This is a genomic window from Streptomyces griseus (genome assembly GCF_900460065.1).
GTDB classification, from domain to species: Bacteria; Actinomycetota; Actinomycetes; order Streptomycetales; family Streptomycetaceae; genus Streptomyces; species Streptomyces griseus.
Genome location: NZ_UAVD01000042.1, coordinates 1 through 13,363, shown reverse-complemented (window position 1 = coordinate 13,363; position 13,363 = coordinate 1). Strand labels below are relative to the sequence as shown.

The window sequence follows — 13,363 nt, the reverse complement described above, 5'->3', positions numbered from 1 at the left end:
TACGACGCATCGACATCGGGAGTGAGCGGAGTTGAGCAGCATCGAGAACTGGCGCCTGCACGCCGCCTGCCGCGAGGAGGACCCGGACCTGTTCTTCCCCATCGGGAGCACGGGCCCCGCCGTCGTCCAGACCGAGGAGGCCAAGGCCGTCTGCCGGACCTGTCCAGTGCAGGCCGCCTGCCTGGAGTGGGCCCTGGAGAACGGACAGGACTCCGGCATCTGGGGAGGCCTCTCCGAGAACGAGCGGCGCGCCCTGAAGCGCCGCAACCGCAGGCGGGCGGATGCCCGGGGACGCGGCGCGGCCTGAGCCGGACCGCGGTACTCCCCGGCCCCGGACGACAACAGCACCGTCACGGGTTCGTCGTCCGGGGAGGAATGGGTACACGATGAGCCATGGACACCACCACTGTTTGGCTCGTTCTCGGCGCCGTGGCCGTGCTGATCATGCTGGCCTCGGCCGTCGTGCTTCTGGTGCGCGTCCTCAGGGCCAGGAAGCTGCTGGTCGACGCCGGGATCCCGCTGCGCAGCAAGGCGCTCGTCTGGGCGGCCGTCATCTACACCGTGTCACCGGTCGACCTGCTGCCCGACCCCGTCTACCTGGACGACATCGGCTTCCTGCTGGTCGCCCTGCGCTCCCTCCACTCCGCGGCCTCGGCCGCCGGAGTGCGCACGGGGAAGCGGGCGAAGAACGCCCCGTCGGGGAGCCGCCCCGAGACCGCGGGCCGGGGCCGGGCCCGCGAGACCGAACCCCGCCCCGCGGACCCGGGGCTCCTCGGCTGAGGAGCCCCCGCGAGGCTGTCCCCCATGCGGGCCTCCGCGCGTCCGGGAGCGGGGCCACGGGTGGCCGCGGGAAGGATCGCGAGCCCGGCGGGGTCTCGGGGCGCCGGCTCGGCCGCCCGGTACTCCGGGGACGGCTCGGGGTTCCCGGCGCGTTTTCGGCGGGGGTTCGGAACTCGCCGCACGCTCACCGGGCTGCGACGTCGTGTCGTCCGGCGCGGGCTGCGACGGGCGTCCCCGGACCAGGAAGCGGGGGCGAGGAGGCGAGCCAGGGGCCTCGGGTACATAGACAGGCGGGTCGTCGACGAGGAAGCGGCGTGCCCGCCGGGAACAGGGCCCGGTATGTCGACTGCCTACCGTCCTCGTCCTGGTAACCGTGGTCGGTGATGCGCGGCACCCGGCTGGTGGGGCTCAGGGCGTCCGTGAGGCTCTTGCGGCGACTCGGGCGCAGCCGGGCTCGGACTCATCACCGCGGAGCCCGGATCGGTCTTGGTCTCCACGACGTCTCCACGACGCATGCGGGCGCGGTCGGCGTCGCGGACCGCTCTCCCCTGCGTCAATCGATGCGTATCCGCCGAACTCATACGGAGCGATCGGCACTCACCGACGAGGCGTTCGGTGTCCCGGTCTCAGCGCGGCACCGTGGCGAGGATGACCTTCCCGCCGTTCGCCGCGTCGCGGACCCGAACCTCCTGCGCCAGCCGCTGGATCATCGGCCAGCCGAATCCGCCGTTCAGGCCGGTCAGGTCGGGTGTCCGGTCCTGCGGGTGCGCCGGGCTCGGGTCGGTGACGCGGACGTGGACGCCCCTGCGGTCCGCCGTCAGCCACAGCGCGGTGACGGCCCCCGCGTGCCGGACGGCGTTGGTGACCAGCTCCGACACGAGGATCAGCAGGTTCTGGACCATGTGCGAGGTCGGCGCCGGGTGCAGCCGTGCGACGAAGGCGCTGACCGCGTCCCGCGCGTCGGCGGCCTTCTCCGGTCGGCAGACGAAGTCGGTGCGGGTCTCACCGTCCGGTGAAAGTGTCATCAGAATGCGGTCGTTCATGGTTTCCACCCCGTCGCGTGAGCTTCCTGGCTGACGTTCGGGTACCCCCGAAACGATATTTCATGGAAGCCCGCAGGGGTGAAGCGCGTGCGGCCGAGTGAAGCGCGTGGAGCGCGCAGGACGTGCGGAGCGCGTGTGGCGGAGGTCGCGCCGTCGCGGCCTGGCGGGGCGTGCTCCACGGGTCCGCGGCCCCGGCCCACCGGCGGGGGGTGCCGCGGCGGTCGCCGGCGGCCAGATTTCTATCGTTGAAAATTCTGCGTGCACGACCGTTGTGCAGTGTTTGGTGCTGTGGCTCAATGTTCGACTATGTGCAGTGCCTCGCTGGTTCGAGGCACCCCGGATCTGCGACGAGGACGACGCCTTGAGACGACAACACCCGCGCCCCCGTGCCCTGTTCAGGGCCCTGACCTGCGCTGCGGCGCTGCTCGTACCGGTCGGTGCCCTGCTGGTCCCGACGGCGGCGGCCGCGCCCGCCGTCCCGGCCGAGGCCGCCGAGCGGACCTTCACGGCCGACGACCCTGTCACCGATGTCCACGGGCTGAAGGGCGAGTACTTCAGCATGTCCGCCCCGGGCGCCCGTGACTTCGCGGAACTCGGCGCCACCTCCCTGGACCCCGAGATCAACTTCCCCGGTCTCACCGGGACGTTCGAGTCGGCGACCGGCAGGACCGAGCACACGACGGCCCGTTGGACCGGGCAGCTCGAAGCTCCCGAGACCGGCGACTACACCTTCTCCGCCATCGGCGACAACGGCTTCCGCCTCCATCTCGACGGCAACGTTGTCATCGACCACTGGGAGCCGGACTGGGACAAGGAGCAGCACAGCGCTCCGATCTCCCTGAAAGCCGGGGAGAAGCACGCATTCAAGCTGGAGATGTTCCAGGACACCGGCGGCGCCAGCATGTTCCTGCGCTGGGAGGCCGACGGTCTGAAGAAGCAGATCGTCCCCGAGTCCGCGTTCACCCCGCCCGCCGACTTCGAGGTCTACCCGGTCGCCCTCGGCATCGCGAAGAACGGCAAGCGCCTCCAGGCCACCTTCCGGGACCGGGTCGCGGACTGGCGGAAGGTGAAGGAGCACCTCAAGATCGAGGTGGACACCTCGCCGATGCCGGTGAAGTCGGTGAACCGGGCCTCGGACAACCCGAGGGCGCTCATCATCGATCTCGCCGCGCCCGTCCTGAAGGACCAGCGGGTAAAGGTCGTCTACGACGGCAAGGGCGGCCTGAAGTCGGGCGCGGAGACCGTCCCGGAGATCGGCCGCACCGCCAAGAACCTCTCCACGCACCGCCTCACCACCCCCTGGGGCGACAAGCTGGACAAGAACCACCCGCTGCCCGAGTACCCCCGGCCGCAGCAGGTCCGCGACCAGTGGAAGAACCTCAACGGCCCCTGGGAGTTCGCCGGGGCCGCCGAGGGCGAGCAGCCGGTCTTCGGCAAGAAGCTCGACGAGAAGATCATCGTGCCGTTCCCGGTGGAGTCCCAGCTCTCCGGCCTGGAGCGCGACGAGGACCACATGTTCTACCGCAAGCTCGTCACCGTGCCGAAGAACTGGTCGATCGGCAAGGGCGGTAAGGGCGCGTCCGGCGAGGGCAAGCGGCTGAAGCTCAACTTCGACGCCGTCGACTACCGGTCCACCGTGTGGGTCAACGGCACCAAGGTCGCCGAACACACCGGCGGGTACACCGGGTTCACCGCCGACATCACCGATGCGCTTCTGGGCAGCGGCCCCCAGGAGATCGTCGTCGCGGTCACCGACAGGACGGGACCGAACCAGCCCAAGGGCAAGCAGTCCACCAACCCCGGCGGCATCGTCTACACCCCGACCTCCGGCATCTGGCAGACCGTGTGGATGGAGCCGGTCGCCCCCGCCGCCATCGACTCCCTGACCACCACCCCGGACATCGACACCGGCCGCCTCGCGGTCACGGTCAACTCCGACAAGGCGTCCGCCGACGCCCGGATCACGGCCGTCGCCCGCGACCGCAAGGGCAAGGTCGTCGGCACGGTCAGCGGCCCCGCCAACCGCAAGCTCGGCCTCCAGCTCACAAACCAGCACCTCTGGTCGCCCGACGACCCCTACCTGTACGACCTCGACGTCTCCCTCACCGACGGCCGCTCCAAGGACAGCGTCGAAAGCTACTTCGGCATGCGGCAGCTGAAGGTCGACAAGGTCGGCGGCTACCAGAAGCTCGTCCTCAACGGGAAGCCCTTCTTCTCCCTCGCCATGCTCGACCAGGGCTTCTGGCCCGACGGGCTGTACACCCAGCCCAGCGACGCGGCCCTCACCTTCGACCTGAAGGCCCAGAAGGACCTCGGCTTCAACGCCGTACGCAAGCACATCAAGGTCGAGTCGCCGCGCTGGTACTACCACGCAGACCGGCTCGGACTTCTGGTGTGGCAGGACTTCGTCAACGCCGACATCGACAACGACGCCGGCAAGAACGCCTTCCTCACCCAGGGCAAGGAGTTGATGAAGCAGTTCCACAACTACCCCTCGATCAGCGGCTGGATCGTCTTCAACGAGGGCTGGGGCGAGTGGGACCGCACGGAGACCGGCAAGATCGCCGAGGACGTCAAGGCGCTGGACCCGTCCCGCGTGGTCAACGCGCACAGCGGTGTCAACTGCTGCGCCTCCAAGGGGGACTCCGGCAAGGGCGAGATCATCGACCACCACGACTACGTGAACAACGACCCGGCCTTCCCGGACGACCGTCGCGCCGCGATGGACGGCGAGCACGGCGGCTTCACGCTGCGGACACCCGGTCACATGTGGCCCGGCGCCCCGGCCAACATCTACTCCGGCGTGGCGGACAAGGCCGCGCTCACCGCGAAGTACGTCGACAACACCCGTACGTACTACCTCGCCGCCGCCGGAGCGGAACTGTCCGGCTCCGTCTACACCCAGGTCAGCGATCTGGAGAACGAGCTCAACGGGCTCTGGACGTACGACCGCCGAGAGATCAAGGTCGACCCGAAGAAGGTTCGGGAGATCAACCGCCAGGTCATCGCCGCCGGGGCCGCCGCCGGTGAGCGCGACGAGCTGAAGGGCGGCGGTTCCTGGTCGCTCGACGAGAACACGGGCACGACCGCCCGCGACAGCGGCCCCAACAAGGCCCACCTGACGCTGGAGGGCGGCTCGTCCTGGGTCCCGGGCGTCACGGGCTCGGCGCTGACGTTCGACGGTGAGGGGCAGTACGCGCAGAGCTCAGGTCCGGTCGTGGACACCACCAAGGACTACACCGTCTCCGCCTGGGCCTCGCTCGACGCCCTGCCCGGCAACTACGCCACGGTCGTCAGCCAGGACGGCCGCCGCACCGAGAACCCCTTCTACCTCCAGTACGGACAGGGCGCGTTCGCCTTCTCCACCCCCGGCGGCAAGCGCGCCCGATGGGAGATCACCCCGGAGACCGGGAAGTGGTACCACCTGGTCGGGGTCCGCAAGGGCGACGAGATCACGCTGTACGTCGACGGGAAGCCCGCCGCCACCACCGCGGCCGGGCCGGCCGATGTGAGCACCGGCCCGCTCTCCGTCGGGCGGGCCCAGTACGACGGTGCCCGGGGCGACTTCTGGAACGGCTCCGTCGACCAGGTCGGGGTCTACGACAAGGCCCTGACCGCCGAGGAGGTGTCAGCGCTCCACGGCCGTCAGCGACCGTAGCCCGCGAACACGGCGGATCCCCTCCCGGCGCGTCCCGGAAGCCCCGGGCGCGCCGGGAGGCGCAGCGGATCCGGGACGGCAGGGGATTCGGCGCGGCAGGAAAGGTTCTCCAACCCGCGGACCATTCCTGACGGTTGCCGTCATTCCGGAGGCGTACGGGAGTTGGGGCCCCGGGAGGGATACGCGCGTGTGCACAGGTCCGACAAGATCCTCCTGTCCGAACATGCGACCGGAAGGATCGATATCGTGCGCAGACGACGCCTCGCGCCCCTGGTGGCCGTGAGTGTCACGGCGACGCTCGCACCAGCGTTCGCCGTCTCGACGGCCACCGCGGCCCCGGCTGCCGCCCCCTCGGCCGGGACCCCCTCGGCCGTCTCCTCGCCCGCACCCGCCGCCACGAGCGCGCTCGACCGCTACGCGAAGCAGAAGCCCCGGTGGAAGCGGTGCGACGCCGAGGGCCCGGCGGAGTACCAGTGCGCCACGGTCAAGGTCCCGCTGGACTACCGGAAACCCGGAGGCAAGCGGATCGACCTGGCGATATCCCGGATCAGGACCGCCGAGCCGGGCAAGCGGCGCGGCATCCTCCTCTCCAACCCCGGCGGCCCCGGTGGCGAGGGGCTGTGGATGCCGACGATGCTGAAGGAGGAACTGCCGAGCTCCGTGCTCAAGAGCTACGACCTGGTCGGCTTCGACCCGCGGGGGATGGGCCGCTCCAGCCCGGTCTCCTGCAACCTCACACCGGAGCAGGAGGAGTGGTTGCGGCCGTACAAGGCGGCGACGTACGCGAAGGACGTCGCCTGGGCGCGGACCGTTGCGGACAAGTGCCGCGAGAAGATGGGGGACAGGCTCCCGCACATCACGACCCGCAACACGGCACGCGACATGGACCTGGTGCGGGCGATCCTCGGATCGAAGAAGATCTCCTACGTCGGCTACTCCTACGGCACCTATCTGGGGGCCGTCTACGCCCAGCTCTTCCCGGGCCGTGCCGACCGGTTCGTGCTGGACAGCGCGGTCGACCCGCAGCGCGCCTGGCGCGGGATGGTCCAGTGGTGGGCCGAGGGAGCGGAGCCCGCGTTCGACCGGTGGACCGAGTGGGCCGCCGCACGCTCGAAGACGTACGGTCTCGGGGACACCCCGAAGAAGGTCGACTGGACCTTCTGGGACCTCGTCGCCCGGGCCGACCGGAAGCCCATCGACCTGGACGGGCAACCGGTCACCGGTGACGACGTCCGCAGTGGCATGCGGTCGGCGGTCTTCAGCCCGCTTTCGGCCACCGAGGCGTTCGTCGAGCTGAGGAAGGCCGCGGAGGGCAGGCCCGCCTCCGCGAAGAAGCTCGCCCGGATCACCGAGGGCGGCGGGGCCCCGGCGCCCGAGTGGGCCGGGAAGGCCGCACTCGCCGCCGAGACCCCCGCCGACAACATGACGGCCGGCTTCTGGGCCGTGGTGTGCGGCGACAACTCGGCCGCGTGGTCCCGCGATCCGGAGAGCTACCGGCGGGACGCCATCGCGGACAAGGGCCGCTACCCGCTCTACGGTGACTTCGCGTCCAGCATCAAACCCTGTGCCTTCTGGGGAGAGTCCGCCGAGCCGGTGACCGTGGTCAAGAACAAGGTCGGCTCCCTGGTCGTACAGAACGAGTGGGACTCGCAGACCCCGCTGCCCAGCGGCCAGGCGCTGCACGCCCAGCTGAAGGGCTCGAAGATGGTCACCGTCCTCGGCGGCGAAGGCCACGGTGTCTACCCGAGCGGCAACGCCTGCGCGGACGGCGCGGTCAACCGCTACCTGTCCACCGGCAAGCTGCCCGCGAAGGACGTGACCTGCAGGGCGACCGCAGCGTCGAACGCGCAGGCACGCCAGAACGAGAAGCCGGACGCGCTCCCCGGGTCCCCGGTCCCGGAACGCGCCCCGAACCGCTTCTGACCCGCTGAGCCCGGCCGTACGGCTCCCGTGAAAAAAGGGGGCCCGGCGGCGACGGAGGGAATGTCCTCCGCCGCAGCCGGGCCCCTGGGCATGCCCCTGGTCAGGTCACGGCGCCCACGGCGCGTCCACCGCCCACGTCGTGTCCTCGGTGAACAGCGCCGGGCTGTCGAAGGGCTGCCCCCCGCCCGGCGTGGCGAGCCACACCGCGGAGTCGATGTGGCGCAGATAGCTGCCCGGCAGGTTGGCGCTCGTGAACCGCACCCCGCCGTTGCCCGCGACCGCGCACCACGTCGCATCCGCCTTGAACAGCGCGGAGTTGTCGTCGGCGTCACGACGGACCCGGAACTCCCGGTGGCGGAGGAACTCGCCGGGGTAGTTCCGGGACTCGAAGGAGTAGCAGTTGCTGTTGGCGAGCCCCGGGACGATCTTCCAGGTGGCGTCCGCCTTCAGCACGGCCGGGCTCCCGCTGTTCACCACCTCGGTGAAGGCCAGCCCGTCGTAGTGGCGCAGGTGCTTCGTGGTGTGCCCGGGGGTGGTGACCCGCAGCGACCTGTACTGCCCGGTGGGGAGGTTCACCGGGGGAGCGGGGTTGCGGGACGCCTGGATGAGGGCATGGTTGGCGGCCTTCACCCGGGCCGTGTCGACCTTCACCACCTGGCGGTCGTAGGTCAGCAGCCCGTTCGCCTCGTTCTCGACGTCCGTGATCTCCGTGTAGACCGACGCGGAGAGCCCGGCGGGCAGCTGGCCGATCCGGATGGCGTCCAGGAGACCGACGAACCGGTTGTCGAGCGCGGCGATGCTCGGCTGGTCCTCGTAGCTGAAGCCGCCGCCCGGATACCACTCGTGGCCCGGCACCTTGTAGCCGAGCCCGCCGAACTCGCCCAGCACGGCCGCCCGGGTGGCGCTCGGCGCGGTGTTCCCGGGGCCGACGTAGATGTGGTTGTCCACCACGTCGCCGTTGCCGCCGTCGACCGAGCCGCAGCAGTTGACCCCGCTCATGTTGTTGACCAGACGCGAGGGGTCCTGCGCCTTCACCTCGTCGGCGATCCTCGCCTGGTCGTACTGCCCCCAGCCCTCGTTCTGGTTGACCCACATCACCACCGAGGGCGAACTGCGGTGCTGGTCGATGATGTTCCGGTACTCCGCCTCCCACTGGGTGCGCGCGGGCCCGTCCGGCACCTTGCCCGTGTCCATGGACGGCATGTCCTGCCACACCAGCAGACCCAGCTTGTCCGCCCAGTAGAACCACCGCTGCGGCTCCACCTTGATGTGCTTGCGGACCATGTTGAACCCGAGGTCCTTGTGCGCCTGGAGGTCGTACTTCAGCGCCGCGTCGCTCGGCGCGGTGTAGATGCCGTCCGGCCAGTACCCCTGGTCCAGGGTGCCCGTCTGGAACACGAACTTCCCGTTGAGCACCGGACGCAGGATGTTGTCGACCTTGGCGATCCCGATCGACCGCATGCCGGTGTAGCTTCCCGCGGTGTCGGTGACGGCCGAACCGTCGAGGAGATCCGCCTTCACGTCGTACAGGAACGGATCCTCGGGCGTCCACAGCCGCGGATTCGGTACGGGTACGGAGATCTCGCCGCTCACCGCGCCGGTCGCCGTGCCCACGACCGTACCGCCGGAGGAGACGGTGATCCGGGCGCTCCGGCCCGCCGCGCCCGCCGTCTGGACCTTCACCCGCAGGGTGTTGTTCCCCAGGTCGGGCGTCATGTCGAGGCGGGTGATGTGCGCGGAGGCCACCGGTTCCAGCCAGACCGTCTGCCAGATGCCGGAGGCCGCGGTGTAGAAGATCCCGCCGCCCGGGTGCGGCTTCACGTCGTTGATGCGCTGCTTGCCGACCGCCTGGCCGCCGGTCTGGCTCGGGTCGTGGACGGAGACCACGACTGTGTTCGTCCCGCCGTTGAGCTGCGGGGTGATGTCGTACGCGAACGCGTCGAACCCGCCCTTGTGTGCCCCGACCTGGGTGCCGTTGACCCAGACCGTGGTCTGCCAGTCGGAGGCCCCGAAGTGCAGCTTGACCCGGCGGTTGTTCCAGTTCGCGGGGACGGTGAAGGTCCGCTTGTACCAGAGCTTGTCGTTCTCGGTGATGCGGCGCTGGATGCCGGAGAGCGCCGACTCGGCGACGAACGGGACCCGGATCTGCTCCGGGAACGTCGCCGGCTGTCCGGCGTCACGGCCGGTGACCGCGAAGTCCCAGATGCCGTTGAGGTTCGTCCAGTCGGGGCGGGTCAGCTGCGGGCGCGGATACTCCGGCAGCGGCTTGTCGACGGGGACGCTGTTCGTCCAGGGCGTCGTCATGGGCGCGGGCTTCGGCTCCCAGGCGGCGGGCGCGGCGGCGGCCGGGGCGGTGCCGGTCCCCACGAGGGCGGTGGCCACCAGGGCGAGGAGGCCGGTGGTGGCCGTTAATCTCCGCCACCAGGTGCGGCGGCGGGGTGCGGGTGCTGGTCGCATGGACATCCCTTTCGTAGTCATACCGGGGAGGTGAGAAGCGGCTTCAGAGGAGCCGCCACAGATGGTCGGCCGTCCCGTTGTCGTCGTACTGCACGACGTGCGCGCTGTCGGCCGTGGACATCCCGTCCACGCCGAGCACCTTGTCCGAGTTCCGGTTGCGGATCCGGAACCACCCGCCCCCGTCCGGAACGAGCCGCCACAGGTGGTCGGCGGTGTCGTTGTCGTCGAACAGGACGACGTGCGCGCTGTTCGCGGTGGACATCAGGTCGACGCCCAGCACCTTGCCGGAGTGCCGGTTGCGGATCCGGTACCAGCCGTCGCCGTTGGCGACCAGCCGCCACAGATGGTCCGCCGTGCCGGTGTCGCCGAACTGCACCACGTGGGCGCTGTTCGCGGTCGACATGCCGTCCACGCCGAGCACCTTGCCGGAGTGCCGGTTGGCGATCCGGTACCAGCGGTCCGCGAGCCACGGTTCGGCGTCCGGGGCGACCGTCGGGAACGACGTGATCCGCAGCCTGGCCGCGCCCATCGGCACGAGCGTGACCTCCTCGACCGGTTCCGTCGAGCGCGCCGGACTCGGTTGGAGGGGCGCGACCACGTGCTCGTCGTCCGCCGTCCACTCCGGGATACGGCGGGCGCGGGCGGTCATGGTGAGCGGGGTGCCGTCGAGCGTGAACGGATGGTCGCCGGGGGCCCGGCCCGTGGAGCGCAGGCGCAGGGACGCGGCCGGCCGGGCGGGGTCCACGACGAGGCCGTGGTTCCACGGGGTCGTGGCGTGCACCGCGTACTCCGGGAACGCGTCGCTGCCGCCGATCCGCTCGTACTCCTCGCCGATCCGCAGCGAGTACGTGAGCGGCCCGTGGTCCACGCTGACGGAACCGTGGTTCTCCGCCCAGGTGCGTACGGTGGTCCGCTGCGGCAGCCGCAGGGTGACCCGGTCGCCGCTGGACCAGGTCCGCTCGATCCGGGTGAAGGCCGGGCCTGAGGGAGCGGCCACCCGCTGCCCGTTGACCCGGATGTCCGGATCCGCGCACCAGGCGGGGACGCGCAGGACCAAGGGGAAGGCCAGCGGCTTCGGTGCGGTGAGGGACAGGGTGACGGTGTCCGTGAAGGGATAGCCGGTCTCCTCGACGAACGTCACCTCCGTGCCGTCCGCGACCTTCGCCGTCACCTCGCTCGGCGCGTACATCGCCGCCGCGAGCCCGCCGTCGGGGGTGGCGAGCCACAGCTCCTCGGTGAAGTACGGCCAGCCCATGCCGTAGTTGTGCGGGCAGCAGCGGTACTGGTCGACGCCCGGCAGGTACGCCAGCATCGCGAACGGGTTCTGGAACTGGCGGTCCCGCTTGGGCACGTCGTCCAGGTCCACACTGTTGGCGCAGGTGATGTAGTGCACCGCCTTGCCCGACGGATCGAGCGAGGCCGGCAGCGAGTTGAACGCCAGCTCCTCGCAACGGTCCGCCCACAGCGGGTCCCCGGTGATCCGGGTGAGCAGCTGGTGGCTCGCCATGAACTCGACGATCCCGCAGGTCTCGAAGCCCTGGCGGGGGTCGCCGTGCCCCGGTCGGGCGTTCTCGTCGCCCGCGAAGCCGCCGCCGGGGAACTGCCCGTAGGCGTCCATGGCCTTCGCGTACGTGCCGTAGGTGTCGCGGGTGTCGGTGGCCGAGCCGCTGCGCAGTGCGAACTGGGCGGGCTCCCGGAAGCCCTGGGCGATGTTCACGTTGTGCGGGTCGACCAGGTTGTCGCCCCAGTCCGCCCCGTACCGGTGGATCTTGTCGACGAGGTCCAGGAGGAAGGCGTCGCCCGTGCGGTTGTAGAGCCACATGACGCTGTCCAGGCCGTCGCCCCAGCGCAGGGCGATCCAGCTGGTGTCGAAGGCGCCCGGGCCCTGGGCGTTCATGTAGCGGAAGAAGCGGCTGAGGAAGGGGATGATCCGGTTGTCCTCGGTGTACTCCTGCCAGGAGCGCAGGGCCTGGATCAGGGGGAGGAACGGCCAGAAGTCGGGGCCGCCGTTCAGTGAGGTGCGCAGCGCCTCCGGGCCGAAGAAGCCGTCGGACCGCCCGGTGGCGAGGATCGCGTCCATCCAGCGGCGGGTGGCGGCCAGCGCGGTCGCGTCCCCGGTGACGATCGCCAGATCGGCGTATCCGCGCAGCCAGTAGGGGACTTCCTCCCAGCCGGCCCGGTCCGGGCGGACCCAGCCGGTGGCCGTGAAGTCGAGGAAGTGCGAGAACTCCTCGTACCGGCCGCACAGCCCCTCCAGCTGGAGCTTCAGCTGGCCGGCCAGCCAGCCGTGCGCCGTCACCCTGCCCGGGGGCAGCTTCAGGAACGCGGTGGGGTGCAGCGGGGCGGCGTTGGGGGAGTAGTGGCCGCCGCGGGCGGCCGGGACCCGGTGGCGGCCGGGGGTAGCGGCGGTCGCCCACCGGCTCGTCGCGCCGGTGGTGATCGCGGTGGCCACCGCGGAGGTGATGAGCTGCCTGCGGTTCAGGGGCATCGATGCGGCTCCTGCTCTCGGGCCGGCCGCCTGTGCCGCGGCCGGCTCGGTGGGGGTGGCCGCACGGCGCCGTGGCCGTGCGGGGCGGGGCTGCTGGGCGGTGCGCTGTGCGGCTGACGTGCGACAGGCGTGCGGCGGAGCGGTGAACGGGGCGCGGCAGGTCGCGGGGCGGGGGCCGGCCGGCCGGGGCGAGGGGGCGGCGGACGGCCGGGCGCACGCCGAAGGCCGCCGCCGCACGGCGGGGCGGCGGACGGCCACCGTTCTTGCAACGTTGAAAATCGCGTGTCCGGCGGTATGACAGCACGGTGCCGGGCGGCTGTCCAGGCTTCGCGCAGAGCCTTTGCCGAAAGGCGAGTTGGCGGCCGGAGGATGGGCCCGGTGGTCCGTCGGCACATTTTGAAAACGCATCGACATCGCTCTTGCCGCCCGCGCCGCACCGCATATATAACGTTGTAAACCGAGCCGCCGGCAGGCCGCACAAACTCTCACCACCACTGTTTCCGCAGGACGGAGCGGGGGTGTGAGGAGCGCGGCGGCAGCGGCCGCAGAGCAGCCGATGCCTCGTCCCGCATGCCCGACCGCACGCCGATCAGCGTGCCGTCAACCCGCCAAGGAGCGTTCCGCGCATGATGATCCAGCGTCGATCCCGTACCCTCGCCGTGGCCTGCGTCCTCGCCGCCGCCACGCTGGCCGCCGCCGGCTGCGCCAAGTCGGAGACCTCCAGCAACGCGGGCGGCGACAGCAGTCAGGGCGCGCAGGAGGCCAAGACCCCCGATTCCTCGTCCGGCGCCGGCTGCAAGCTGGAAACCTACGGTGCGCCGAAACTGGACCTCAAGGACGCCGTGGTCGGCTTCTCCCAGTCGGAGAAGGAGGCCAACCCGTTCCGGATCGCCGAGACCCAGTCCATCAAGGACGAGGCGGCGAAGATCGGCGTCAAGAAGCTCCTCACCACCAACGCCCAGTCCCAGCTGTCCAAGCAGATCAGCGACATCCAGGACATGCTGGCGCAGGGAG

General features: G+C 70.6%; 7 protein-coding genes and 1 pseudogene. 5 read left to right on the top strand and 3 right to left on the bottom strand.

The genetic code is table 11. The features are described 5' to 3' along the window. The first annotated feature begins 40 nt into the window (after positions 1–40). Both DTB53_RS30060 and DTB53_RS30055 read left to right on the top strand, forming a co-directional pair. A complete protein-coding gene (locus DTB53_RS30060; protein ID WP_030703082.1) occupies positions 41–307 on the top strand; it encodes a WhiB family transcriptional regulator in 267 nt (88 codons plus the stop codon). A gap of 86 nt (positions 308–393) precedes the next feature. After that, the gene (locus DTB53_RS30055) at positions 394–780 is read left to right on the top strand and encodes a YkvA family protein (RefSeq protein WP_012382059.1); all 387 of its coding nucleotides are present in this window, start codon (positions 394–396) and stop codon (positions 778–780) included. Between the two features lie 626 nt (positions 781–1,406). Here DTB53_RS30055 and DTB53_RS30050 read toward each other — a convergent pair. Further along, positions 1,407–1,823, bottom strand: coding sequence for an ATP-binding protein (locus DTB53_RS30050; RefSeq protein ID WP_003970914.1), 417 nt, complete (start codon positions 1,821–1,823; stop codon positions 1,407–1,409). 361 nt (positions 1,824–2,184) lie between these two features. On the opposite strand from DTB53_RS30050, the gene DTB53_RS30045 reads away from it, so the two are divergent. Further along, entirely contained in the window at positions 2,185–5,481 is a 3,297-nt protein-coding gene (locus DTB53_RS30045; protein ID WP_012382061.1) for a glycoside hydrolase family 2, read from the top strand. A 246-nt stretch (positions 5,482–5,727) separates the two neighbouring features. Continuing rightward, on the top strand, positions 5,728–7,404 hold the full coding sequence (locus DTB53_RS30040; protein WP_075025245.1) for an alpha/beta hydrolase: 1,677 nt from the start codon (positions 5,728–5,730) through the stop codon (positions 7,402–7,404). Between the two features lie 105 nt (positions 7,405–7,509). Here the strand turns inward: DTB53_RS30040 and DTB53_RS30035 are convergent, their stop codons facing one another. Both DTB53_RS30035 and DTB53_RS30030 read right to left on the bottom strand, forming a co-directional pair. Beyond that, entirely contained in the window at positions 7,510–9,861 is a 2,352-nt protein-coding gene (locus DTB53_RS30035; protein ID WP_042497746.1) for a glycoside hydrolase family 2, read from the bottom strand. Between the two features lie 43 nt (positions 9,862–9,904). Continuing rightward, complete coding sequence (locus tag DTB53_RS30030; RefSeq protein ID WP_012382064.1) at positions 9,905–12,349, bottom strand: RICIN domain-containing protein; 2,445 nt, start codon at positions 12,347–12,349, stop codon at positions 9,905–9,907. A gap of 626 nt (positions 12,350–12,975) precedes the next feature. On the opposite strand from DTB53_RS30030, the pseudogene DTB53_RS30025 reads away from it, so the two are divergent. Next, a pseudogene (locus DTB53_RS30025) lies at positions 12,976–13,363 on the top strand (LacI family transcriptional regulator); the annotation flags it as partial.